This window comes from Streptomyces sp. Je 1-369 (assembly GCF_026810505.1).
Lineage (GTDB): Bacteria > Actinomycetota > Actinomycetes > Streptomycetales > Streptomycetaceae > Streptomyces.
Map to the genome: position 1 here is coordinate 5,837,107 of NZ_CP101750.1, position 23,759 is coordinate 5,860,865.

26 protein-coding genes are annotated in these 23,759 nt (G+C 70.5%); 14 read left to right on the forward strand and 12 right to left on the reverse strand.

Annotated elements, in window-relative coordinates:
- The first annotated feature begins 16 nt into the window (after positions 1–16).
- From NOO62_RS26730 to NOO62_RS26740, 3 genes are read left to right on the forward strand one after another with little or no spacing between them, the layout of a single operon-like run.
- On the forward strand, positions 17–1,006 hold the full coding sequence (locus tag NOO62_RS26730) for a carbohydrate ABC transporter permease (RefSeq protein ID WP_268773384.1): 990 nt from the start codon (positions 17–19) through the stop codon (positions 1,004–1,006).
- Positions 1,003–1,833, forward strand: coding sequence for a carbohydrate ABC transporter permease (locus NOO62_RS26735; protein WP_268773385.1), 831 nt, complete (start codon positions 1,003–1,005; stop codon positions 1,831–1,833). The genes NOO62_RS26730 and NOO62_RS26735 overlap by 4 nt, the downstream gene beginning before the upstream one ends.
- A gap of 8 nt (positions 1,834–1,841) precedes the next feature.
- Positions 1,842–3,338, forward strand: a complete 1,497-nt coding sequence (locus tag NOO62_RS26740; protein WP_268773386.1) for a glycoside hydrolase family 3 protein — start codon at positions 1,842–1,844, stop codon at positions 3,336–3,338.
- A 116-nt stretch (positions 3,339–3,454) separates the two neighbouring features.
- Here the strand turns inward: NOO62_RS26740 and nagB are convergent, their stop codons facing one another.
- On the reverse strand, positions 3,455–4,240 hold the full coding sequence (nagB, locus tag NOO62_RS26745) for a glucosamine-6-phosphate deaminase (RefSeq protein WP_268773387.1): 786 nt from the start codon (positions 4,238–4,240) through the stop codon (positions 3,455–3,457).
- Between the two features lie 233 nt (positions 4,241–4,473).
- On the reverse strand, positions 4,474–5,238 hold the full coding sequence (locus NOO62_RS26750; RefSeq protein WP_268773388.1) for an SDR family oxidoreductase: 765 nt from the start codon (positions 5,236–5,238) through the stop codon (positions 4,474–4,476).
- 94 nt (positions 5,239–5,332) lie between these two features.
- Between NOO62_RS26750 and NOO62_RS26755 the strand changes: the two genes are divergently transcribed.
- Positions 5,333–5,971 carry a TetR/AcrR family transcriptional regulator gene (locus tag NOO62_RS26755; RefSeq protein WP_268773389.1) on the forward strand — a complete coding sequence of 213 codons (639 nt, stop codon included), beginning with the start codon at positions 5,333–5,335 and terminating at the stop codon, positions 5,969–5,971.
- Between the two features lie 313 nt (positions 5,972–6,284).
- Positions 6,285–7,751, forward strand: a complete 1,467-nt coding sequence (locus NOO62_RS26760) for a sensor histidine kinase (RefSeq protein WP_268775791.1) — start codon at positions 6,285–6,287, stop codon at positions 7,749–7,751.
- Between the two features lie 209 nt (positions 7,752–7,960).
- Here NOO62_RS26760 and NOO62_RS26765 read toward each other — a convergent pair whose 3' ends face one another.
- On the reverse strand, positions 7,961–8,218 hold the full coding sequence (locus NOO62_RS26765) for a WhiB family transcriptional regulator (RefSeq protein ID WP_016639615.1): 258 nt from the start codon (positions 8,216–8,218) through the stop codon (positions 7,961–7,963).
- Between the two features lie 316 nt (positions 8,219–8,534).
- Positions 8,535–9,503, reverse strand: coding sequence for a diacylglycerol/lipid kinase family protein (locus NOO62_RS26770; protein ID WP_268773390.1), 969 nt, complete (start codon positions 9,501–9,503; stop codon positions 8,535–8,537).
- 80 nt (positions 9,504–9,583) lie between these two features.
- On the opposite strand from NOO62_RS26770, the gene NOO62_RS26775 reads away from it, so the two are divergent.
- Complete coding sequence (locus NOO62_RS26775; protein WP_268773391.1) at positions 9,584–10,042, forward strand: hypothetical protein; 459 nt, start codon at positions 9,584–9,586, stop codon at positions 10,040–10,042.
- A 39-nt stretch (positions 10,043–10,081) separates the two neighbouring features.
- Here the strand turns inward: NOO62_RS26775 and NOO62_RS26780 are convergent, their stop codons facing one another.
- From NOO62_RS26780 to NOO62_RS26790, 3 genes are all read right to left on the reverse strand, one after another.
- On the reverse strand, positions 10,082–11,107 hold the full coding sequence (locus NOO62_RS26780; RefSeq protein WP_268773392.1) for an RNA polymerase sigma factor SigF: 1,026 nt from the start codon (positions 11,105–11,107) through the stop codon (positions 10,082–10,084).
- Positions 11,104–11,517: an anti-sigma regulatory factor gene (locus NOO62_RS26785; RefSeq protein WP_030780840.1), complete on the reverse strand. Its 414-nt coding sequence runs from the start codon at positions 11,515–11,517 to the stop codon at positions 11,104–11,106. Before NOO62_RS26785 ends, NOO62_RS26780 begins: the two co-directional genes overlap by 4 nt.
- Positions 11,518–11,764: 247 nt before the next feature.
- Entirely contained in the window at positions 11,765–12,025 is a 261-nt protein-coding gene (locus tag NOO62_RS26790) for a UBP-type zinc finger domain-containing protein (RefSeq protein ID WP_268773393.1), read from the reverse strand.
- Between the two features lie 46 nt (positions 12,026–12,071).
- On the opposite strand from NOO62_RS26790, the gene NOO62_RS26795 reads away from it, so the two are divergent.
- Entirely contained in the window at positions 12,072–13,670 is a 1,599-nt protein-coding gene (locus tag NOO62_RS26795; RefSeq protein WP_268773394.1) for a Na+/H+ antiporter, read from the forward strand.
- A 13-nt stretch (positions 13,671–13,683) separates the two neighbouring features.
- On the opposite strand, the gene NOO62_RS26800 is transcribed toward NOO62_RS26795, so the two are convergent.
- From NOO62_RS26800 to NOO62_RS26810, 3 genes are all read right to left on the reverse strand, one after another.
- Positions 13,684–14,616 (reverse strand): 1-aminocyclopropane-1-carboxylate deaminase/D-cysteine desulfhydrase, encoded by a 933-nt coding sequence (locus NOO62_RS26800; RefSeq protein ID WP_268773395.1) that lies wholly within the window; start codon positions 14,614–14,616, stop codon positions 13,684–13,686.
- 10 nt (positions 14,617–14,626) lie between these two features.
- Positions 14,627–15,217, reverse strand: a complete 591-nt coding sequence (locus tag NOO62_RS26805; protein ID WP_268773396.1) for an N-acetylmuramoyl-L-alanine amidase — start codon at positions 15,215–15,217, stop codon at positions 14,627–14,629.
- A 139-nt stretch (positions 15,218–15,356) separates the two neighbouring features.
- The gene (locus tag NOO62_RS26810; protein ID WP_268773397.1) at positions 15,357–15,593 is read right to left on the reverse strand and encodes a hypothetical protein; all 237 of its coding nucleotides are present in this window, start codon (positions 15,591–15,593) and stop codon (positions 15,357–15,359) included.
- A gap of 262 nt (positions 15,594–15,855) precedes the next feature.
- Here NOO62_RS26810 and NOO62_RS26815 point away from each other — a divergent pair, with 262 nt between their 5' ends.
- The 6 genes from NOO62_RS26815 to NOO62_RS26840 all read left to right on the forward strand — a co-directional run bounded on the left by NOO62_RS26815 (position 15,856) and on the right by NOO62_RS26840 (position 22,065).
- The gene (locus tag NOO62_RS26815; RefSeq protein WP_268773398.1) at positions 15,856–17,262 is read left to right on the forward strand and encodes a family 2B encapsulin nanocompartment shell protein; all 1,407 of its coding nucleotides are present in this window, start codon (positions 15,856–15,858) and stop codon (positions 17,260–17,262) included.
- A gap of 111 nt (positions 17,263–17,373) precedes the next feature.
- On the forward strand, positions 17,374–18,489 hold the full coding sequence (locus NOO62_RS26820) for a family 2 encapsulin nanocompartment cargo protein polyprenyl transferase (protein WP_268775792.1): 1,116 nt from the start codon (positions 17,374–17,376) through the stop codon (positions 18,487–18,489).
- 119 nt (positions 18,490–18,608) lie between these two features.
- The gene (locus NOO62_RS26825) at positions 18,609–19,277 is read left to right on the forward strand and encodes a GNAT family N-acetyltransferase (protein ID WP_268773399.1); all 669 of its coding nucleotides are present in this window, start codon (positions 18,609–18,611) and stop codon (positions 19,275–19,277) included.
- A 480-nt stretch (positions 19,278–19,757) separates the two neighbouring features.
- On the forward strand, positions 19,758–20,738 hold the full coding sequence (locus tag NOO62_RS26830) for a hypothetical protein (RefSeq protein WP_268773400.1): 981 nt from the start codon (positions 19,758–19,760) through the stop codon (positions 20,736–20,738).
- A gap of 193 nt (positions 20,739–20,931) precedes the next feature.
- Positions 20,932–21,369 carry a hypothetical protein gene (locus NOO62_RS26835; protein ID WP_268773401.1) on the forward strand — a complete coding sequence of 146 codons (438 nt, stop codon included), beginning with the start codon at positions 20,932–20,934 and terminating at the stop codon, positions 21,367–21,369.
- Between the two features lie 66 nt (positions 21,370–21,435).
- On the forward strand, positions 21,436–22,065 hold the full coding sequence (locus tag NOO62_RS26840) for an HAD-IA family hydrolase (RefSeq protein WP_268773402.1): 630 nt from the start codon (positions 21,436–21,438) through the stop codon (positions 22,063–22,065).
- A gap of 25 nt (positions 22,066–22,090) precedes the next feature.
- Here NOO62_RS26840 and NOO62_RS26845 read toward each other — a convergent pair whose 3' ends face one another.
- Positions 22,091–22,612, reverse strand: coding sequence for a MarR family winged helix-turn-helix transcriptional regulator (locus NOO62_RS26845; RefSeq protein WP_268773403.1), 522 nt, complete (start codon positions 22,610–22,612; stop codon positions 22,091–22,093).
- A gap of 104 nt (positions 22,613–22,716) precedes the next feature.
- Between NOO62_RS26845 and NOO62_RS26850 the strand changes: the two genes are divergently transcribed.
- The gene (locus tag NOO62_RS26850; protein WP_268773404.1) at positions 22,717–23,031 is read left to right on the forward strand and encodes an HGxxPAAW family protein; all 315 of its coding nucleotides are present in this window, start codon (positions 22,717–22,719) and stop codon (positions 23,029–23,031) included.
- Positions 23,032–23,091: 60 nt separating this feature from the next.
- On the opposite strand, the gene NOO62_RS26855 is transcribed toward NOO62_RS26850, so the two are convergent.
- A complete protein-coding gene (locus NOO62_RS26855) occupies positions 23,092–23,721 on the reverse strand; it encodes a TetR family transcriptional regulator (RefSeq protein WP_414930890.1) in 630 nt (209 codons plus the stop codon).
- Positions 23,722–23,759 lie beyond the last annotated feature (38 nt).

Consider the following 23,759-nt stretch of genomic DNA (forward strand, 5'->3'; position numbering starts at 1 on the left):
GAAAGAGATGGCGAGCATGACCGTGCAGAAGACCGAACGGCCGCCCTCCGGCCCGACGGAGGTGCAGACACCGGAAGGCGGGCCACGGCCGAACGCCCCGCGCAAGGAGTCCGGGCGTCTCGCCGGGGTGACGCCCTATCTGCTTCTTGCCCCCGCGATCATCGTCACCCTGCTGCTGCTCGGCTGGCCACTGGTCAAAAACGGGGTCCTGTCGTTCCAGAACCTCAACATGCGGCAGTTCATTCTGCACTTGACCGAGTGGACCGGATTCGACAACTACAAGGAAGTCCTCACCGGCGAGGACTTCTGGCGGGTCACCGGCCGCTCGGTCGCCTTCACCGCCGTCAACGTCGTGCTGATCATGATCCTCGGCACGCTGGTCGGACTGCTCCTCGCGCGCCTCGGCCGGAAGATGCGCACGTTCCTCCTGCTCGGCCTCGTGCTCGCCTGGGCGATGCCCGTCGTCGCGGCGAGCACGGTCTACCAGTGGCTGTTCGCGCAGCGCTTCGGCGTCATCAACTGGGTGCTCGCGAAGGTCGGCTTCGAGTCGATGGCCGACCACGACTGGCTGGCCACGCAGTACTCGACCTTCTTCGTCGTGCTGCTGCTCATCGTCTGGATGTCGATCCCCTTCGTGGCGATCAACCTGTACGCCGCCACGACCACCATCCCCAAGGAGCTGTACGAGGCCGCGGCGCTGGACGGCGCGGGGGCCTGGAAGCAGTTCACCCAGGTGACGCTGCCGTATCTGAAGCCTTTCCTCTACGCCACGACGTTCCTGGAGATCATCTGGGTCTTCAAGGCGTTCGTGCAGGTCTTCACCATCAACGAGGGCGGCCCCGACCGGCTCACCGAGATCCTGCCCGTCTACGCCTACATCGAGGGCATGGGCAACCAGCACTTCGGCATGGGCGCCGCGATCGCGCTGCTCACCATCATCATCCTGCTGGCCATCACCTCGTTCTACCTGCGGATCGTGCTCAAGCAAGAGGAGGACGAGCTGTGAAGCGCTCGCTGATGGGCCGCATGTGGCCCAACCTGGTCGCGGTCGTCATCTTCGTCTTCTGCGTCTTCCCCGTGTACTGGATGTTCGCGACGGCCTTCAAGCCGTCCGGCGACATCATCGCCGAGGACCCGGTCTGGTTCCCGACCGACGCCACCCTCGAGCACTTCAAGAAGGCGATCGACGCCGACCACTTCTGGACCATGGTCGGCAACTCGGTCATCGTGACGGTCCTCGCGGTCGTCTTCTCCCTCATCATCGGGGTGACCGCGGCATTCGCCCTTGCCCGCATGCGCTTCAAGGGCCGGCGCGGCTTCATCATCGGCTTCATGCTGGCGCAGATGGCGCCGTGGGAAGTCATGGTCATCTCGATCTACATCATCGTGCGCGACGCGGACATGCTGAACAGCCTGATCCCGCTGACCCTCTTCTACATGGTGATGATCCTGCCCTTCACGCTCCTCACGCTCCGCGGCTTCGTCGCCGCCGTGCCCAAGGAGCTGGAGGAGTCCGCCATGGTCGACGGCTGCACCCGTATGCAGGCGTTCCGCCGGGTGATCCTGCCGCTGCTCGCGCCGGGCCTGATGTCGACCTCGCTCTTCGGCTTCATCACCGCCTGGAACGAGTTCCCGCTGGCCCTCGTGCTCAACAAGGAAGCGGACGCCAAGACCCTGCCGATCTGGCTGTCCAGCTTCCAGACCGCCTTCGGCGACGACTGGGGTGCCACCATGGCGGCCGCCTCGCTCTTCGCCATCCCGATCCTGATCCTCTTCGTCTTCCTGCAGCGCAGGGCCGTCAGCGGCCTGACCGACGGCGCAGTGAAGGGATAACTCCGCACATGACGACACTCACGCACGCCGGTGACACCCTCACCCGCAACGCCCTCGCCGTCCTCCAGCCCGGCTTCGACGGCACCACCACCGTGCCGGACTGGGTACGCCACCGCATCGACGAGGGCCTCGCCTCCGTCAGTCTCTTCGGCCGCAACGTGCAGACCGCGGAGCAGGTCGCCGCGCTCACCGCACAGCTGCGCGCCGAACGCGGCGACCTGCTGATCGCCATCGACGAGGAGAGCGGCGACGTCACCCGCCTCGAGGTGCGCACCGGCTCCTCCTACCCGGGCAACCACGCCCTCGGCGCCGTCGACGACACCACGCTGACCCGCGAGGTCGCCGCCGACCTCGGCCGCCGCCTCGCCGCCTGCGGCATCAACTTCAACTGGGCGCCGTCGGCCGACGTCAACGCCAACCCCGACAACCCCGTCATCGGCGTACGCTCCTTCGGCTCGGGCCCCGACCTGGTGGCCCGGCACACCGCCGCCTACGTCGAGGGCATGCAGTCGTCGGGCGTCGCCACCTCCGCCAAGCACTTCCCGGGGCACGGCGACACGGCGATCGACTCGCACCACTCCGTGCCGGTCATCGACGTCGACCGGGACGTCCTGAACTCCCGTGACCTCGCGCCGTTCCGCGCCGCCCTCGCCGCCGGCACGCGCGCCGTGATGAGCGCCCACGTCCTGGCCCCGGCCCTGGACCCGGACAACCCCGGCACGCTCTCCCGCCGCATCCTGACCGGGCTGCTCCGCGAGGAGTTCGGCTACGAGGGCCTCATCGTCACCGACGGCATGGACATGCAGGCCATCGCCGGTACGTACGGCTTTGAGCGGGGCTGTGTCCTCGCCATCGCCGCCGGCGCCGACGCGATCTGCACGGGCGGCGGCCCCTCGGACGAGGGGACCGTGCTGCGACTGCGGGACGCCTTCGTCGCGGCCGTACGCTCGGGCGAGCTGCCCGAGGAGCGGCTCGCCGACGCGGCGGACCGCGTGCGGGCGCTGGCCGACTGGGCTTCGGTGTCGGGCGCGGCCGAGCGTTCGGGGGGCGCGCCCGACACCGGAATCGGCCTGATCGGGGCCCGCCGCGCGCTGACGGTCACCCGCGGCGAGACGTACACGGCCCCGGTCACCGAGGCCCCCTTCGTCGCCACGTTCTCCCCGCTCCCCAACATCGCCGTCGGCGACGAGACCCCCTGGGGCGTCACCGCCGAGCTGGAGCGCCGCCTCCCCGGCACCGGGTCCGCCACGTACTCCGGCGATGGCGCGGGCAGCCAGGCCCTCGCGGCGGCGGGCACGCGCCGCATCGTGGCCGTCGTCCGCGACGCCCACCGCCACGCCTGGATGGCCGACGCCCTCCGGACCCTCGTCGCGGCCCGGCCCGACACGGTCGTCGTCGAGATGGGCGTCCCCCAGTCCGCCCCCATCGGCGCCCTCCACATCGCGACGCGCGGCGCGGCCCGCGTGTGCGGCGAGGCGGCGGCAGAGGTCATCGTCGCGGGCTGACCCGCGCCGGGCGGACCTCACCCCGCCCACCGCGCGCAGAAGGGGCGCCCCGACCGGGGCGCCCCTTCTGCTGTGCCTGCTGTTGTCGCTGTGCCTACGGCGACCGGCCGTCGCTCCTACAGCCCCTGCCACTCCGGCTTGTTCGCGTACGTGTGCCGGAAGTAGTCCGCCAGCTTCAGCTTCGACGCGGCAGCCTCGTCCACGACGACCGTGGCGTGCGGGTGCAGCTGCAGCGCGGAGGCGGGCACGACCGAGGCGACAGGGCCCTCCACCGTCGCGGCCACCGCGTCCGCCTTGCCCTCACCCGTGGCGAGCAGCACCAGGTGCCGCGCCTCCAGGATCGTCCCGATCCCCTGAGTGATGACGTGGTGCGGGACCTGCTCGATGTCCCCGTCGAAGAAGCGCGCGTTGTCCACCCGCGTCTGCTCCGTCAGCGTCTTGATCCGCGTACGGGACGCGATCGACGAGCACGGCTCGTTGAAGCCGATGTGCCCGTCCGTGCCGATGCCGAGCAGCTGGAGGTCGACACCTCCGGCCTCGGCGAGCGCCTTGTCGTACGCCACGCACGCCGCCTGCACGTCCTCGGCGCTGCCGTCGGGCCCCATGAAGGAGCTCTCGCTCAGCCCGAGCGGCTCGACGACCTCACGCAGGACCACGGAACGGTACGACTCCGGGTGCCCGGCGGGCAGCCCCACGTACTCGTCGAGCTGGCAGATGCGGGCCCGCGAGGCATCCACGGAACCGGCCGCGACCTTGGCCGCCAGGGCTTCGTAGATGGGCAGGGGAGTGGAGCCGGTGGCGACACCGAGCAGGGCGTCAGGCTTACGACGCACCAGGGCGGCCATGGCCTCCGCGATGAGCTCGCCGCCTGCCGTGGCGTCCGGGACGATGACAACTTCCACGCTGGGCCTGCCGATCTGGAGAGGGGCTCGAAAGTGCTGGTGGTATAGACCAATCTAGCAGAGCTGCGCCGCTGGAACAGCAGTGCTGCACCGCCAGAACAGCCGATTCCGCCGCTCTTCGGTCCATGCTCGACTCTCCACCCCGCCTCCGCCCGTCGAACCGTGCACGGGGCCGGTGCGCAGGAGCCGTGCGCAGGAGCCGTGCACGGGGGCCGGTAGGCGTAAGCGCCCGGTCATACGCCCAGCACGGAACCTCCCGTCGCGTCGATGTACTGGCCGGTGATCCAGCGTGCGTCCTCCGAGGCCACGAAGGAGACGATGTCCGCCACGTCCGCGGGCTGGCCTATCCGGTCGAAGGTCGAGTACTTCGCCAGGTCCGTGCGCTGGGCCTCGGGCATCGCGTCCATCATTTCGGTCTGGATGATGCCGGGCGCGACCGCGTTCACCGTGATCCCGCGGGGGCCGAGCTCCTGCGCGAGCGTGTGCGTCAGCACGTTCACCGCGCCCTTCGTCATCGAATACGCCACGGTGACCGGGAACGCGATGCGCGTGACGCCCGACGAGATGTTGATGATCCGGCCGCCGTCGCGCAGCCGGTCCAGGCCTTTCTGGACCACGAAGAACAGCGCCTTCGTATTGACCGCGAACACGCGGTCGAAATCCTCTTCCTGGACTTCTCCCACATGGCTGTACAGCCCGATGCCGGCGTTGTTCACCAGGATGTCCAAGCCGTCCGCGTGCCGGTCGAACTCCGCCCAGAGCGCCTCGGCGTCCCCGGGCACCCCCAGCTCGGCGCCGAACGCGAAGGCGGAGCCGCCCGCCGCCTCGATCGCCGCCACCGTCTCCTTCGCGGCCACCTCATTGCTGCCGTAGTGCACCGCGACCCGCGCCCCGTCCCGGCCCAGGCGCTCGGCGATCCCCCGCCCGATGCCCCGGCTGCCGCCCGTGACCAGCGCGGTCTTCCCCGCAAGCCTGCTCGTGCCCGTGTGTGCACCCATGACGGACGCCCCCTCTTTCTCTAGTGGTCACTACAGAAAGAACGCTACCCCACGCCCGTCCTCTTTTTCTAGTGCCCGCTATACAATTCACTCCATGGCGACGAAACAGCGCGGCCGCCCCCGCTCCTTCGACCGCGAGACGGCCCTGGAACACGCGATCCGCACGTTCTGGGAGAACGGGTACGAGGGGACCTCCGTCTCCGACCTCACCCGGGTCATGGGCATCGGCGCCCCGAGTCTCTACGCGGCCTTCGGCGACAAGCGCACCCTTTTCGACGAGGTCGTGGTGCGGTACGGGGCGACGCACGGCGCCTTCGGCGGACGCGCCTTCGAGGAGGAGCCGACCGTGCGCGACGCGGTGTCGCGGATGCTGCGCGAGGCTGCGGCGGAGTTCACCGACCCCGGCCACCCCCGCGGCTGCCTCGTCGTCACCGCGGCCACCAACTGCACGACGCCGGAGGTGGAGGGGGCCCTGCGGGAGCGCAGGAACGCGAATGTGGCGGACATCGAGTCCCGCATCCGCGCATCCGTCGCGGCCGGGGAGCTGCCCGACCGCACCGACCCCGCAGGCCTCGCCCGTTACACGGCGGCGGTCTTCCAGGGGATGTCGCAACAGGCCAGGGACGGCGCCACCAGGGAGGATCTGGAGGCGGTGGCCGATCTCGCCATGGCGGCGTGGCCGCGGTCCCGGGCGGTCGTCGGCGAAGACCGCGCGTCGGCACCGACAATGTGAGAAAGTCGGCTCCGATTGTCGGAGAAAGAGACAACAACAAACATCTGCCGACGCATAGACATAGGAGAATGGTCTAGTCCACAATGCGTGGGTAAAGCCTCCGCCCTCCCCGCACAGGAGAGCGGACCGAGGAACCGGCGCTCTCTGCCCTGACCGCGTCGGATCCTCAAGATCGGCCGTTCAGTACCGCACATTCTGACGGCCGATGCACCTGAAGGGCTGCGGTGCCGTGGGCGGGCTGAGGGTCCCGCCCTGGCGCCGCGGCTCGACGGGGGTCGCCGGACGCGAAAGGTACGCTCCACACGTGCCCTCCATGAACGACCTCGTACGCCAGCACACCGCTCTCGGTGACTCCGATCTCGAGTGGCTGCATCTGCTGGTCTCGGAGTGGCAGCTGCTCTCCGACCTCTCCTTCGCCGATCTGGTCCTCTGGGTCCCCACCCTCGACGGCACCCGCTATGTCTCCGTGGCACAGATGCGGCCCAACACCGGGCCCACCTCCTACCAGGACGACATGGTCGGCCACCTCGTCCCGCGCGGCCGTCGGCCCCTCCTGGACGCCGCCCTGGACGAGGGGCGCATCGTGCGCGAGGGCGACCCGGAGTGGCGCGAGGAGGTGCCGGTGCGCGTCGAGTCCATCCCCGTACGCAGGGAGGGACGCGTCCTCGGCGTCATCGCCCGCAACACCAACCTCCTGACGGTCCGCACGCCGTCCCGCCTGGAGCTGACCTACCTCCAGTCGGCGTCCGACCTCGCACAGATGATCGCGGCCGGGTCGTTCCCGTTCCCGGGACAGCAGGTGGACATGGACGCCTCCCCGCGCGTGGGGGACGGTCTGCTGCGGCTCGACGCGGACGGCGTGGTGCAGTACGCGTCGCCGAACGCCCTCTCCGCGTACCACCGTCTGGGTCTCGCATCCGACCTCGTCGGCCACCACCTGGGGACGGCGACGGCCGAACTCGCCCCGTCCCGCGGCCCGGTGGACGAAGCGCTCGCCAAGGTCGCGAGCGGCTGGGCGCCGCGCGAGTTCGAGATCGAGGGCGGCGACGGCGTGATCCAGCTCCGCGCGATCCCGCTCAAACCCAAGGGACCGCGCATCGGTTCACTGGTCCTCCTGCGCGACGTGACCGAACTGCGTCGCCGCGAGCGGGAGTTGATCACCAAGGACGCGACCATCCGGGAAATCCACCACCGGGTGAAGAACAACCTGCAGACGGTCGCCGCGCTGCTGCGGCTGCAGGCCCGCCGCATCGACTCCGCCAAGGGCCGCGAGGCGCTCGAAGAAGCCGTGCGACGCGTGGGTTCCATCGCCATCGTCCACGAGACGCTCTCCCAGAACCTCGACGAGCGCGTGGAGTTCGACGAGATCGCCGACCGGGTGCTCGCGATGGTCGCCGAGATCTCACCCGGCAAGGTCACGGGCCGACGCACCGGCCGCTTCGGGATTCTCGACGCGGAGGTCGCGACGCCGCTGTCGATGGTGCTCACGGAGATCCTGCAGAACGCGCTGGAGCACGGTTTCCGCGAGGGGGACACCGGCATGGTCGAGGTGTCGGCGGTGCGCGGCGGCACCACCAAGGACGCGCGGCTGCTCATCACCGTCCACGACGACGGCATCGGTCTGCCCGAGGGCTTCGACCCCCACCGCTCGGGCAATCTCGGTCTGCAGATCGTCCGCACCCTGGTCGAGGGGGAGCTCGGCGGCACCTTCGACATGGTCCCGGCGCCGGAGCGCGGCACGCAGGTGCTCCTGGACATCCCGGTCCGCGGCGACAAGTAGCGGACGCAAGACGCGAGGCGCATACAAGTAGCGGACGGAAAGCACGTACGAGCAGCGCACGAAAGCAGTGAGCCCCGGACCGAAGGGTCCGGGGCTCACTGCTCACGTTGCGTTGCGCATCGGGGGTACTGCGCGGCTGCGGCTCGGGGGCGGGAGTTGCGTACACGCTGTACGCGCCGCCAAGCTCAGGCTCGTGTGGGGTGTGGGCGTCAGGCGCTGGCCTGGCGTGCACGGTTGCGAGCGGCGCGGCGCTTCATTGCGCGGCGCTCGTCCTCGCTGAGGCCACCCCAGACGCCGGAGTCCTGGCCGGACTCGAGCGCCCACTGCAGGCACTGCTCCATGACGGGGCAGCGGCGGCAGACGGCCTTGGCTTCCTCGATCTGCAGCAGCGCAGGACCGGTGTTGCCGATGGGGAAGAAGAGCTCGGGGTCTTCCTCGCGGCAAACGGCGTTGTGACGCCAGTCCATGGCTGCTACCTCTCCTTGGTATTACATGCAGGTTGCTTGTGAATGTGAACGCTTTCACGAATCCCCCCGCACGGGAAGGGCCGACGCCCAGTTGCCTGGTGTGGACCTGTGGTGGAGGAGGGGTTCTGGCTCTCTGTGGGGCCGATGTTGCGGGCCGTCCCGATCGCCATGTAGAGATTCGCAAACCTCGGCGGCGGATACAACCCCTTCAGGAAAGTTTTTTTTGATTCCTCAGTGTCGGCTGGGTCACAGCCGTACTTCCATGGGGTGGACCCTGGTTTAAACGTTCGAGTGAAAGGACTTTAGGCCCTTCTACTCACACAATCACACGCAGTGCACGGCGTACGCCTGTGAACGTCACGCTCGTCCGTAGCCCCAAGTGGTCACCGTCCATCTGGAGGGGCAGAGGAACCTTTGAATGCAAGGTGAAGTCCGTGAGGTCGTGGAGCGTAACTGCGTGCTTACCGTGCGGTCCCCGCTCCGGCGTCGACGTCAGGAGCTGGGTGCCGTATCGGGCCACCGCGGCCGTGGAGAGCTTCTTCAGACCCAGCACGTCGAGGGCCGTGTCGAAGGAAGCCCGCGGTGACGCGTACAGAGGGCGATTGCCCAGGTAGGAGTACGGAGAGGTGTTGCAGACTATCGACATCACCAGGTCCGTCACCGGGTCCTCGCCGGGCCGCTCCAGGGTGATCATTCCGCGCCTGCGGTGGGGCTCGTCGATGAACTGGCGCAGCACCTGACGCACGTAGAGCGCATGAGTCGACCGGCGGCCGAGCTCGCGCTGCTGTTCGACCCTGCCCACCACGCCGCCGTCGAAGCCGAGGCCCGCGCAGAACGTGAACCAGCGCGAGGGCACCGCCTCGTCCTCAGTGCCCGGTGTGCCGCCCGCGATGCCCAGACCCACCGTGCGCTCACTCCCCTCGCGCAAGGCGTCCAGGAGGGCGCCGGTGGCCTCCACGGCGTCATTGGGCAGCCCGAGGGCGCGCGCGAAGACGTTGGTGGAGCCGCCGGGCACGACGGCGAGGCGGGGGAGGCGGTCCGGATCGGGGCCGTGGTGCAGCAGACCGTTGACGACCTCGTTGACGGTGCCGTCGCCGCCGAGGGCGACGACCAGCTCGATGTCCTTGCTCTCCGCGGCCTGCCGGCCGAGGTCCCTGGCGTGCCCGCGGTACTCGGTGGTGACCGCGTCGAGCTTCATCTCGCTCGCCAGCGCGTGGACCAGCACATCACGCGTACGCGCGCTGGTGGTGGTTGCCGCCGGGTTGACCACGAGAAGTGCACGCATGCGAAGCAGACTACCTAGCGCTCTTTACCCGGCCTAGACCGAGGTGCCGGGGCGGACGCCCCCAGGGCTACCCTGCAGGGGTGAGTAATCAGCGGAAAACCACCCCCGAAGCCCCGGAGTCGCCCGAGCCGGGGCAGCGGCCCGCGCGGGTGACCGCCGCCGCGGCCCTGGTCGCACTGGAGGGCCTCGCCCTCGTCGCCGGGGGCGTCTACATGCTCGCGCTGGGCGTCACCGGATCGTCCGACGACTCCCGGCAGGCCTGGACGGGTGGCATCACGCTGATCGTCCTCGCGCTGCTTCCGCTGCTCGCCGCGCGAGGGCTCCTGAAGCTGCGCCGGTGGGCCAGGGGGCCCGCGATCATCACGCAGATCATGGCGCTGCCGGTGGCCTGGCAGATGCTGCAGGCCGACAGCCTGGCGATCCCGGCCGGCATCGTGCTCGGGCTCTGCGCCGTCGCCTCGCTGGTCTTCCTGATCAACCCGGCGACGACCGAGGCCCTCGGAATCCAGGGCCCCGGCAACGTCCAGGATCAGAAGTAGCGACTCAGGGCGGCCGGAAGCGTCAGCTACGGAGAGTGACTACTCCTCGACGAGGAGCTTCTCCCGCAGCTGCGCCAGCGTGCGCGCCAGCAGGCGGGATACGTGCATCTGCGAGATGCCGACCTCCTGCGCGATCTGCGACTGGGTCATGTTGCCGAAGAAACGCAGCAGCAGGATGCGCTTCTCGCGCGGGGGCAGGTCCTCCAGAAGCGGCTTGAGGGACTCGCGGTACTCGACGCCCTCCAGCGCCTCGTCCTCGGCGCCGAGGGTGTCCGCGACGGCCGGGGACTCGTCGTCCGTGTCGGGGACGTCCAGGGACAGCGTCGAGTACGCGTTCGCGGACTCCAGGCCCTCCAGGACCTCCTCTTCGGAGATGGCCAGCTTCTCGGCCAGCTCGTGCACCGTGGGGGAGCGGCCGTGCAGCTGGGACAGCTCCGCCGTCGCCGTCGTCAGCGCGAGACGCAGCTCCTGGAGACGCCGCGGGACGCGGACCGCCCACCCCTTGTCGCGGAAGTGCCGCTTGATCTCACCGACGACCGTCGGCGTCGCGTACGTGGAGAACTCCACGCCGCGCTCCGGGTCGAAGCGGTCCACGGACTTGATCAGGCCGATCGTGGCGACCTGGGTGAGGTCGTCCAGGGGCTCGCCGCGGTTGCGGAAGCGGCGGGCCAGGTGCTCGACGAGCGGCAGGTGCATGCGGACCAGCTGGTTGCGCAGCTCCGCGTACTCCCGACTGCCACCGTCCAGGGTGCGCAGCTCGATGAACATCGCGCGTGCGCCGCTGCGGTCCTGCGGATCGTGCCGAACGTGCTCGCTCATGTTTCCCGCCCGTCGCCCGCCGCCCCGGCCGGAGAGCTGCTTGAGCTCGTCCCTGGCGGTCGGCTCTGCCTGCTCCGACACATCGGCCACCCTCGGCGGACCCGACTGGTCCGACTCCTCCGGGTGCGGTTTGGCCTGCTGTTCGGGGATTCCGGTGGTCATACGGCGCAACCCCTCCCTGCCGCCGGCGGGCATACCTCGTGTGCCGCGCTCTTCGTCCCGCACCGGCCCGTCCCCGTCCCTCACGCCGGCCCGGGTCCCGCGCCGCGCTTCTTGTAGAGGCTGATCGAGACGGTGTTGTCCTCGGCGACGGTCGAGTCCACCTGGCCCGCGAGGGCCGACAGCACCGTCCAGGCGAAGGTGTCCCGCTCCGGGGCCCGGCCGTCGGTCGTGGGCGCCGAAACCGTCACCTCCAATGAGTCGTCGACGAGCCGGAAGACGCAGCTGAGCACCGAGCCGGGCACGGCCTGCTGGAGCAGGATCGCGCAGGCCTCGTCGACCGCGATGCGGAGGTCCTCGATCTCGTCGAGTGTGAAGTCCAAGCGCGCTGCCAGACCGGCCGTGGCCGTCCGCAGCACGGACAGGTAGGCACCCGCAGCCGGAAGGCGGACCTCCACGAAGTCCTGATTCCCGGGCTCGCCTGCGATCTGGGACACCCTCACCTCCAAGGTGGTACAAGCACTTTCGGGGTTCCGGGACCGCCGTCGAGCGGTGGTCCGGACTGCGTCACACGGGTAACGCCCCACGTCGTTCTGCGGTGACGCTACCGCGCTCCCCAGCTCCGTGTCCCGGGGACCCCGGCCTGATGCTGTCACTCATAGTAAGCCTATGAGTACGGACAGTGGCTAGGGGTCGCGCAGGCCCAATTGGAAAGAACGGGCGCCGGGTTGACGTACCCAAACGTCAGACGATCGAACCGTCCACGAAGCACCAGCGCCAGCTCTCGCCCGGCTCGAAGGTCCTCATCACAGGGTGTGAGGTCTCCTTGAAGTGCGCCGTCGCGTGCTGGAAGGGCGACGAGTCGCAACAGCCCACGTGCCCGCACTCCAGGCACAGCCGCAACTGGACGGGGTGGCTGCCGGCCGCCCGGCACTCGAGACACGTTTCGCTCAGCGGGGCAGGCTCGGGGTGCGGCAGCGCTGCGACGTGCGGGCACTCGTTCATGATTGCCAGGTTACGACGGGAACACGGAGGGCGGAGGGGTCTGCCGATGGACGCATTGCCACTGGTGGCGCTGATCGCGGCGAGCGCCGTGGTGGCGGGGGCGGCGCGCAGGACACCGGTGCCCGCGCCGCTGCTCCTGGTCGCCGTGGGGCTCGCCGCCTCGTACCTGCCGGGCGTGCCCGACTACCACCTCGACCCGCACATCGTGCTGCCGCTGATCCTGCCCCCACTGCTGCACACCGCCGCCCTGGAGAGCTCCTACCTGGACCTGCGGGCCAACATCAGGCCCGTCGCGCTCCTGTCGGTCGGTTACGTCCTGTTCGCCACGGTCGCCGTCGGATGGCTCGCGTATCTGCTCATCCCCGACCTGCCGCTGACCGCCGCACTCGTCCTCGGTGCCGTGATCGCGCCGCCCGACGCGGTCGCCGCCACCGCCATCGCACGCAGGGTGGGTCTCCCTTCGCGGATCACCACGATCCTCCAGGGCGAGTCCCTGGTGAACGACGCGACCGCGATCACCGCCTTCAAGGTGGCCATCGCGGCAGCCGTCGGCGAGGGCGCGAGCTGGTCGGGCGGCGTCCGGGAGTTCCTGGTGGCCGCGGTCGGCGGCGTCGGCGTCGGGCTGCTCCTCATGGTGCCGATCCACTGGCTGCGCACCCACCTGAAGGAGACGATGCTGCAGAACACGCTGTCGCTGCTCATCCCCTTCGTGGCGTACGCCGCCGCGGAGCAGGTCGGCGCCTCCGGGGTGCTCGCCGTGGTCGTCGTCGCGCTCTACCTGGGGCACCGGTCATGGCAGGTCGACTTCGAGACGCGGCTCCAGGAGGCCGCGGTGTGGAAAGTCGTCGCGTTCATCCTGGAGTCGGCGGTCTTCGCACTGATCGGGCTGCAGCTGCCCGTCGTGCTGAAGGGGCTCGGCGAGTACAGCGTGGGGCAGGCCGTCTGGTACGCGATCGGGGTCTTCGTCTTCGTCGTGGTGGCCCGCTTCGTGTGGTCGTATCCGGCGACGTACCTGCCGCGCGGTCTGTCGTCGCGGATCAAGGAGCGCGAGGACGACATGGACTGGCGCAGACCGCTGATCGTCAGCTGGGCCGGCATGCGAGGTGTGGTGTCGCTCGCCATCGCGTTCTCGATCCCGCTCGTCACGGACGAGGGCGAGCCGTTCCCCGCGCGCAATCTTGTCCTGTTTCTGACGTTCACCACGGTGATCGGAACGCTCGTCGTGCAGGGCCTCTCGCTGCCGTGGCTGATCCGCGTCCTGAAACTGCCGGGCCGTGACGCGCAGGCGCAGACACTCGCGGAGGCGCAGGCGCAGAACGCCGCCTCGCAGGCCGCGGAGGCCCGGCTCGAGGAACTCATGCAGGATGAGCGCAACAGCCTTCCACAGCCCCTCCAGGACCGCCTGCGCACCGTTCTGGAGCGCCGCCGCAACTCCGTGTGGGAGCGGCTCGGTCAGGCGAACCCGGTGACGGGGGAGTCGGCGGACGGCACCTACCGGCGCCTGGCGCGTGAGGCGATCGCCGCGGAGCGCGAGGTGTTCGTGAAGATGCGGGACGAGCGGCGCATCGACGACGAGATGATGCGGACGCTGCTGCGCAAGCTCGACCTGGAGGAGGCGGCCGCCCACCGCGAGATCGAGGACTGAGGCGCCGACGCGCCTATCCGGGGGTCTCGCGCGTGCCGGTGATGACCGCGGTGAGCCGGGTACCGGGCGGGAAAGCGCCCTCTTCGGAGAGGACGGTCAGGGCGTACAGCAGCTTGGCGACGTAGAGGTGCTCCACGGAGAGGCCGGTCGGGCCCCCGTGCCGGCGCTCGAAGTCCTCGGCGAAGGCGATGAGTTCCGGCGGGGTGCGGGCGTAGCCGCCCCAGTGGAAGCGCTCGTCCAGGTGCCAGTTGGCGGTCGGTTCGCCGAACGTCCGCCGTTGCAGGGCGGCTATGCCGTCGCCCAGGAAGCCGCCTTTGAGGACCGGTATGCCGAGGGCACGCCGGTCGGGTCCGAGGCCCGCGGCGAGACCCGCCAGGGTGCCGCCGGTGCCGCACGCCACGGCCGCCACGTCGGTGTGCTCGCGCAGCTCCTCCCCGAGGGCCGTGCAGCCCCGCACGGCGAGGGGGTTGCTGCCGCCCTCCGGGATCACGTACGCGTCCTGGCAGCCCGTCTCGCGCAGCAGCACGTCCAGCGTCCCGGGCTCCGCCTTCTTCCGGTACGTCGACCGGTCCACGAAGTGCAGCCGCATGCCGTCGGCCGCGCAGCGGGCCAGGGAGGGGTTCAGCGGGCGCCCGGCGAGCTCGTCGCCGCGGACGACGCCGACCGTGGCGAGGCCGAGGAGGCGGCCCGCCGCGGCGGTGGCCCGCAGGTGGTTGGAGTAGGCGCCGCCGAACGTGAGCAGGGTGCCGTGGCCCGCGTCGGCGGCCGATCGCAGGTTCAGGACGAGCTTGCGGTACTTGTTGCCCGGCAGGTCCGGGTGGATCAGGTCGTCCCGCTTGAGCGAAAGCTCCACGCCACGGCGGCCGAAGCGGTCGTCCACGATGCGTTGCAGCGGCGACGGCAGCCGCGGGGACGGGCCGAGCGGGTCGGGCGGGGTGTGGTGCACCCCGCCATTGTCACTTGAGGCGTTCCTCGATGCGCTCCCGCATCCAGTCCATCGTGAAGCCGCGCGGGTCGACCTTGCCCGGCTGCCACTCCAGGTGGCCGATGACCGAACGCTCCGTCCAGCCGTGGTGGCGGCAGATCGCCGCCGACACCTTCTCGATGGCCTCCAGCTGCTCGTCGGGCCACGGGTCCTCGCCGTCGCCCATGTTCTCGCACTCGAAGCCGTAGAAGTGGCGGTTGCCGTCGGTGTTCCGCTCGTTGTCCGGGGGGAGGCGCTTCTCGGCGATGACCGCGCGGAGCACGTCGTCGTCGCCGAGGCCCGCGTGGTTGGCGCGGCCGTACCCGACGAGGTGGACGCGGCCGTCCTTGGTGATGACGCCGTGGCAGAGCGGCCCGGGGAGGGAGGCGGAACCGTCGCGGCAGATCTCCACCGTGTGCTCGCTGCCCCGCGTCACGGTGTGGTGGATCACCACACCGTGAACGGGCCCCCAGGGGCCTTTGTGGTTGCGGTTGTGGTGCTCCCAGTCGCCGACTTCGACGACGGTCACGCCTTCGTCTCGCAGGATGTCGAGGAACCGGCCTGCGGACATGGGTGGGGCCATGACCGTCTCCTTTGCAAGGCGCGACGGCCGCCTGTCGCGGGCCGCCTCGTACGCCCTGCTTGTACCGGAAGTACGGTGCCCGGACCAGCTGTTCGGAAGCGATCCGGGGCCTGTTCGGGCACCGTGCGAGCCGATCCGGTCAATTGGCGTGCAGGAAACCGTCTCCGTGCGTCGCGATGTGGGACTCCAGGGCCTGCAGCGCCTGCTGGGTGTCCTGCGAGGAGCCGGTGCCCCGGCGCTCCGCGTAGTACGCCGCGCCGAGCTTCTTCAGGAGTGCGTCGCCCGCACGCTTCTCCTGGACCTCGTCGATCTTCTGCTTGCCCTGGGTGAGGCCCCGCTGGGCCTGCTCTTTGGCGCGATCCAGGAAGCCTGCCATTGCTTTCTCCTGCCGGTCGGTACGGGTGGTGTGGTATGGGATTCAACGGTTGTACGGATCTTGGGGTTCCCCCGGGCGTCCGGTCAGCCCGACACCTCCCGATTTGGGCCAATCGGGTGGGAAAGTCCCTCCTGCCCCGTCGCAGGGTGATCCATTCCCGCTCGTTTGTGTAATGGCGCGAGCACGTTCCGTGCTGGAAGGGTGGGGCGCGCAGATGACCGCAGACAGCAGATGACCGCAGGTATCCGGGAGGGCATAGCCAATGTCGGTAGGCGAAGAGATCCGTTCCGAGTCGGAGCAGCCGCAGCAGAGTCTCGGCACATCCGCCGCACGGAATCTGGCCACCACCACCAAGTCCGCGCCACAGATGCAGGAGATCAGCTCGCGCTGGCTGCTGCGGATGCTGCCCTGGGTCCAGGTGCAGGGTGGTACGTACCGGGTGAACCGAAGGCTGAGCTACTCGGTCGGTGACGGTCGGGTGACCTTCGTGAAGACGGGCGACCGCGTGCAGGTCATCCCCGCGGAGCTCGGTGAGCTGTCCGTGCTGCGGGACTTCGAGGACCAGGACGTCCTCGGCGAGCTCGCGCAGCGCTGCCAGCAGCGGGAGTTCGCCCCGGGGGAGGTCCTGACCTCCTTCGGCAGTCCGGCGAACGAGGTGTTCCTGCTCGCGCACGGCCGCGTCGAGAAGATCGGCACGGGGCCGTACGGGGACGACACCGTCCTCGAAACCCTCGCCGACGGCGCCCACTTCGGCGACCAGGCACTCGTCGACTCCGAGACGATCTGGGAGTACACCGCGCGCGCGGTGACGGCGTGCACGGTCCTCGCCCTGCCCCGCCAGGACGTCGAGCAGGTCGCCGAGCGCAGCGAATCCCTCCGCGGCCACCTGGAGCGCCTGCGCGCACTGCCGGCGCAGCGCACCAACTCGTTCGGCGAGTCGCCCATCGACCTGTCGGCGGGCCACGTCGGCGAAGCCGTGCTGCCCGGCACCTTCGTGGACTACGAATCGTCGCCGCGCGAGTACGAACTGAGCGTCGCCCAGACCGTCCTGCGCGTCCACACGCGCGTGGCCGACCTCTACAACCAGCCGATGAACCAGACCGAGCAGCAGCTGCGGCTGACGGTCGAGGCGCTCAAGGAGCGCCAGGAGCACGAGCTCATCAACAACCGCGAGTTCGGCCTCCTCAACAACTGCGAGTACGACCAGCGGATGCAGCCGCACGCGGGCGTGCCCAGCCCGGACGACCTGGACGAACTGCTCAGCCGCAGGCGCGGATCCAAGCTCTTCCTCGCCCACCCGCGCGCGATCGCCGCGTTCGGCCGTGAGCTCAACAAGCGCGGACTCGTCCCCGAGACCATCGACATGAGCGGCACCAGGATTCCCACCTGGCGCGGTGTGCCGATCTTCCCGTGCAACAAGATCCCGGTCACCGACGCCAGCACGACATCCATCATCTGCATGCGTACGGGTGAGGAGGAACAAGGCGTCGTCGGCCTGCACCAGACCGGCATCCCGGACGAGATCGAGCCCAGCCTGTCCGTCCGGTTCATGGGCATCAGCGAGCAGGCGATCATCTCGTACCTGGTGTCGACCTACTACTCCGCCGCGGTGCTCGTGCCCGACGCGCTCGGCGTCCTGGAGAACGTGGAGATCGGCCGCTGGAGTTGACCCCGGGGCCGTGTCCCCGGCCGCGGCACGGGGTACACCCCCTCCGTACGCGCCCACACGCCGAGGAACAGCCACCGTCCGCATCCTTCCCGGGGTGAGTCCATGACGGACATGACGACGGACACGGCAGGCACGGTGCACGTGGAGGGGCACACCGCGGAACCCGGTCGGCCGGGAGAGCCCGGTGAGGGGCTGGAGGCCGCGGACATCCTGGCGTCGGCCCGGACGCTCGTCGACCCGGAGCTGCGCAGGGCGATCGAGACGCTGCCCGGATCCCTGCGCAGGGTCGCGCTCTACCACTTCGGGTGGGAGCACGCGGACGGCACACCGGCCGCGGGGAGCGCGGGCAAGGCCATCAGGCCCGCGCTCGTGCTCACCGCGGCGCGGGCCCTCGGCGGGGACCCCGCGGCGGCGGTGCGGGCGGCCGCCGCCGTGGAGCTGGTGCACAACTTCACGCTCCTGCACGACGACGTGATGGACCGCGACACGACGCGCAGGCACCGGCCCACCGCCTGGACCGTGTTCGGCGACGCCGACGCGATCCTCACCGGCGACGCCCTGCAAGCGCTGGCGCAGCGGATGCTCGCCGAGGACCCCCACCCGGGGGCCCCGGCGGCAGCCGCCCGCCTCGCCACCTGCGTCATGGAGCTCTGCGCGGGCCAGCACGCGGACTGCGCGCTGGAGCGCCGCGGCCCGGACGAGGTCACGCTCGACGAGTGCCTCGCCACGGCCGAGGCCAAGACGGGGGCGCTGCTCGGCTGTGCCTGTGCGCTCGGCGCGGTGTACGCGGGCGCGGACCTCGACGAGGTCGACTCGCTCGACGGCTTCGGCCGGGAGGCGGGCCTCGCCTTCCAGCTCATCGACGACGTCATCGGCATCTGGGGCGACCCGCGCCGCACCGGCAAACCGGCGGGTGCCGACCTCGCCGCCCGCAAGAAGTCCCTCCCTGTCGTCGCAGCCCTGGCGTCGGGCACACCGGCCGCGGCCGAACTCGCCGAGCTGTACGACAGGCCGCCCACCGGCACGGAGAGCGCGCCCGAGCGCGCGGAGCACGCGGCGCGCGCGGCCGGTGCCGTGGAGCGGGCGGGCGGCCGCGACTGGGCGCAGGTGCACGCCGCCGACCGGATGTCGCGCGCGATCGGCCAGCTCGCCGGGGCGGTGCCGGACCCGGAGGCGGCGGGCGGCCTGCTGGCGCTCGCGGAGTTCGTGACGCGACGTACGTACTGACTGAAGGGGGATCACACCGCGTACGCTGCGACCGGCGCGTAGGCGCGTAGGCGCGTACGCACGGCGCGGAGCTGGCGGGCGCGTGCGGTCGTGGGCGGACGAACGGACAGGGGCGGGCTGTGGGAGTGGCGATCCGGAGAGCCGGGGCGGACGACCGGGAGGACGTGATCCGGCTGCTCGACGCGGCGTTGGTGCACGACCCGGTGAGCAGTTGGGTCTTCCCCGACGAGGGGCACCGCCTGCGCACGCACCGGGCTCTGATGGGCGCCTTCCTCGACATCGCGCTCGACGAGGGGTACGTCGACGTCACCGAGGACGGTGCGGCTGTGGCGCTGTGGTGGTCCGTGCCGGTCGGCCCGCATGACGGCGACGGCGACGGTGACGGTGACGGCGGCGGTGACGGTGACGGCGCGAATGGGGCCGGTGTCGGGGGCGCGGCGGGTGCGGAGGACGGGCCCGCCTTGCTGCGCCGGGCCGTCGACCCGGACAACGAGCGGGTCGAGGTAATCGGCCGACTGACCGAGGCGATCCATCCGACGGACCGCGCGCACGAATACCTGCACCTCATAGCCGTGCACCCCGACCGCCAGGGCGAAGGGCTCGGCACGGCACTCGTCACCGCCGTGCTCGACCGGTGCGACCGCGACGGCCTGCACGCGTATCTGGAGGCCAGCAACGCGCGCAGCCGCGACCTGTACGCGCGCCTCGGCTTCGCCTTCATGGGGACGACGCTCGACCTGCCGGACGGGCCGCCCATGTGGCCGATGTGGCGGGAACCGCGGAGCTGAAGGAGCGGTGGTCGTAGGGCTGCCCAGGCCGCCAGGACCGGAATAACCTGGAGCCATGGGCAGCGAAGGGCTACGGCCCGGCCCGGCCCCGCAGGACGAGCCGGTCTGCGTCGCCTGCGGAGGGCCGGTGGGTACGGCGATCCGGCGGCGCAAGGTGCTCGGGGTGTTCGTCCCCGTGTGGGGCCCCGGGCCGTGCCGCAACGCGGAGTGCGAGGCGTGCGTCGTCGAGGCGGACGAGGAGTCGGGGGCGGGCGGGCGCGGGAGTGCCAAGCGGTCGCGCTCACGGTCGCGCTCGCGTTCACGGCACGGCAGGAGGCATGCGCCGCCCGGTGGTGGGGGCGAATCCGGTGGCGACAGCGGGAGCGGGGGCGAGTCCGGTAGCCGGAGTTAGTGGCGCGACGCAGTCCGGTGTCCGGGGCGAGTGACGGGTGCGAGTAGGGTCCCTCGGTGCGGTGATGCGGCCGTCCGGGAGGGGACCCGATGAAGGTGCGGTGGGGCGTACTCGCCCTGGTGGGTGCGGTGTTGGCGGGGTGCGGAGGCGGATCCGGCACGGAGGCGGACGACCCCTCGCCGCCCGGTTACGCGAGGGAGCCCGGCGTACCGCGTGTGAAGAGTGAAGCCGACATCCCCGAACTCCCCTTCGCGCGCTACGAGTTCAGCGTCGACGACAGCAAGCGGTTGAGTGAGGCGCAAAATCGGCTGCAGCGGCAGTGCATGCGGTCGTTCGGGTTCAAGGACTTCCCGCTCGACCCCGACACGTGGGGCGGGATCCGGATGGCGTCCCACTACGAGTCGACGCTGGTGGCCGTTTCCCCGTACGGGACGCTCGACCTCGAGCACGCCCGCCGCTGGGGCTACGGCTTCGACCCCGACCCCGCCCGTGCCGAGCGTCAGAAAGCGGAGTTCTTGCCGAAGGGGCGGAAGGTGACCCGGCGGGAGGAACCGGTGCTGAACGGGCCCGAGGCGGGGGAGGGCGGCCGTCCGGTCGTGAACGGCCGGAAGATCCCGAAAGGCGGATGCTCCGCGGAGGCGGAGCGGCGCACGGAGGTGGCCGTGGCCGACCCGACGCGCATGCGGGACTACGTCCCTCAGCGGACCGAGGAGATCGGAAAGGCCGTCGCCAGGGACGAGCGGGTCCGCAGGGCGTTCCGTGACTGGTCGCGCTGCGTCGCGGACCGAGGATTCAAGCGGTACGGGAGTCCTGCGCGGGCCTTCACCGACAAGGCGTGGCGGAAGGGACTGGAGGACGGCAACACCCGGCGTACGGAGCGGGAGTTGGCCACGGCCGTCGCCGACGTCGAGTGCAACCGCGGGCTGAACGTCACCGGGGTGTGGTGGGCGGTCACCGCCGAGAAGCAGCGTGACGACCTGCGCCGCAACAAGTCCCGCTACGAAGCGGTGCGCAAGGACCAGGACCGGTTGCGGGCAGCGGTCCGCGAGGTGCTCGGCGAGGCGGGATGATGGGCGCATGAGTGAACCCGAGGGGTCCCTGGAGTGTGCCGGTGCTAGTGCTGGCGCCGTTTCTGGTGCTGGTGCTGGTGCTGGTGCTGGTGCTGGTGCTGGTGCTGGTGCTGGTGCTGGCGCCGTTTCCGTTCCTGGTGCCGTCGACGTCCGTGCTCTGACCGCTCTCGCCGAGACGCACCATGACCGGGCCGTGCGGGCGTTGGGCACGCGCGAGATCGCCGGGCACCTCGTGAAGGTGTACGCGGTCGAGGCGCCGGGACGGGTCGTCACGGAACGTGAGGAGGCGTCGGCGCTCCGCGTCGCGGGCCCCCACCTGGAGCTCGGCCGGGCCCGGGGCTCGCTCGGGCTCGGTGTGTTGATCGTCCACGCGGGCGGTGACGGGGACTACGTCGTCGTACAGAGCTGGATCGAGGCGTCCATGTCGGACCTCGCCGTGTTCATCGGGCCCGCGGGCAGGCCGGACGAGCTGCGCCCCGGGAGGGTCGGGCTTGCGCCGTGCGTCTGGGAGGCGGCGGTGCTCGCGCACGAGCGGCACGCCTACGTGCGGAACGTGCTGGACGGGACGGGGCCGCTGGCTGAGCGGCTGGTGGCGTGGGGCGCGGATGTCGGGGGAGGGCACGTGCGGTAAGGGGGCATGTGCGGTCAAGGGGCACGTGCGGTAAGGGGGGGCGTGGCTGCGTGATAGACACGGGGGATGATGAGCCGCGGCCGGACGTTCGACGCCGTACTGACTGACCTCGACGGCGTGATCCGCTTCTACGAGATGGCGGAACTGGAGCAGTTGGAGCGGTCGGTCGGCCTGCCGTCGGGCAGTACCGCGGAGATCGCCTTCCGGCCCGAGACCGACATGCCGCTGATGCGCGGTGAGATCACCAAGGAGCGGTGGATCGCGTCGATCGCCGACGGGCTCGCCGACCGGGTGCCGTGGGCGCGCGGACGCGAGCTCGGGACGACGCTCGCCGAGACCAAGTTCCGGGCCGACGATGTCGTGGTGGGGCTGCTGCGGCAGGTGCGTGTGGCCGGTCTGCCCGTTCTGCTCGTCACGAACGCGACGCCCTGGCTCGCCGACGATCTCGCCCTGCTCGGTCTCACCGGGCCGGACGGCTGTCTCGACGACGTGATCAGCAGCGCCGACCTCGGCATCACCAAGCCGGACCGGCGCATCTACGAAACGGCCGCCGAGCGTGCCGGTGTCGCCCCCGCCCGCTGCCTCTTCGTGGACGACCGGCAGGAGAACGTGGACGCCGCCGTCGCGCTCGGCATGTCCGGCCTGCTCTACCGTGAACCGGCCGACCTGCGTGCGGCGTTGGCCCCGCTGGTCTGACCGCGGCGGCCACTGCGGCCCGGGCTCAGCAGGAGTCCTCCAGATAGGTGCGGGCCAGGGCCGCCGCGCCGGTGAGCCAGTCGGTGATCACCGCAAGCTCGTCCGCCGAGTACCGCGCGCAGAGCTCGGTGAGCAGCTCGGCGTACGGGCCGTAGACAGCCTGTACGCGCTCGGCGGCGGCCGGGACCGGGGTGACGTGCACCCGGCGCCGGTCGGTGGGGTCGGGCCTGCGCTCCACGAAGCCGCCGCGCTCGAGGCGGTTCAGGATGCCGGTGACGGCGCCTGTCGTGACGTGGGCGCGGCCGGCCAGGTCTCCCGCGGTGACCGGCGCGTCCGCCTCCAGGACGTGCGCGAAGCAGACCAGGTCCTTGACGCTCAGGTCCAGGTTCCTCGCGAGTTCCTGACGGCCGATGAGGTTCGTGGCGACGAGGTCGTCCAACGCGCCGATGGCGTCCGCCGCGGAGGCGGAGGCGGGCCGGGGCTCCCCCTGCTTCCCCTGGGTTCCGTGCACTTCCTGCGCTCCGTGCACTTCCTGCACTTCCCGCATTGAACTCCCTTACTGTCTAAGATAAATTCCTTACCTGCTAAGACATCCTACGGCGTGCGTGTGTGCGTGTGTGCGTGTGTGCTGTACGAGAAGGAGGCAGGAACGTGAGTGGACTCCACGACGAGGGTCACACTGTCGCGGGGTGGACGGGCTCCCTCATCGCGATGCTAGGGACCGTGTCCATGGGTGTGGGTGTCGTCGGCTGGCGCCCCGGGATCTGGCTGGGGGGAGCCCTCCTGGTGGTGGCGGTGCTCGCCACCTGGTTCCTGCACCTGGCGGGCTGGGGCAAGCCGCCGATACCGCGCGGCCTCGACCAGCGGGGATTCTCGGCACGGGACCTCACCGCGCGCGCCGGACACGCGAACTGCGTCGGTTGTCGGCTGGCCGGGCGGTCGGTCCGGGGCGCCGAGGCGTCCTGACGAGGCCGGGGCGCCGAGGCGTCCTGACGGCGCCGGGGCGATGCCCGTTTCGGGCGCGTCTCATCTTCTGCGCACCGCGTCCAGCGCCGGTGCGATGACGGCGAAGACCCGGTCCGTCAGTGCGGCCGGGTCCTCCGCCCCGTCCCCCGCGCTCCACCTCTGCAGTACGGCCCCGAAGGCGGACAGGGCGATACGGGCCGCCAGTTGCGGATAGAGGTCCGTGCGGGGGTCGAGGCCGAGGCGGTGGGCGAGTTCCTCGGCGAGTTCGCCGCCCCACTGTGCCTGGCGCTCCAGGAAGCGGGCGTGCAGGGCGGGGCTTTCGAGTATCAACTGGGTGACGCGCAGCGCCTGTTGACCCGGGCCCGCGCAGGCGTTCACGGAGACCCAGACGGTGTGGCGCAGCGCCACCGACGGCGGTTCGTCGGCCGGGCGGGACGCCAGCTCCGCGCGCATGTCGGTGCCCACGTCGGCCAGCAGGTGGATGACCACGTCCTCCTTGGACGCGAAATACCGGAAAAAGGTCCGCTTGGACACCCCTGCGACGGCCGCGATCTCGTCGGCCGTGACCGCGTCGAACCCCCTCCGGGCCAGCAGCCGCAGCGCGGCCGACGTCAGCTCGTCCGAGACGAGTTGGCGTTTGCGTTGGGCCAGGCTCACTTCCGGGTGGGTACTCACTGCCTCAGTGTACATTTCGTGCCCTGCGCGGCATCAAGAGTTCAGTAAGGCAT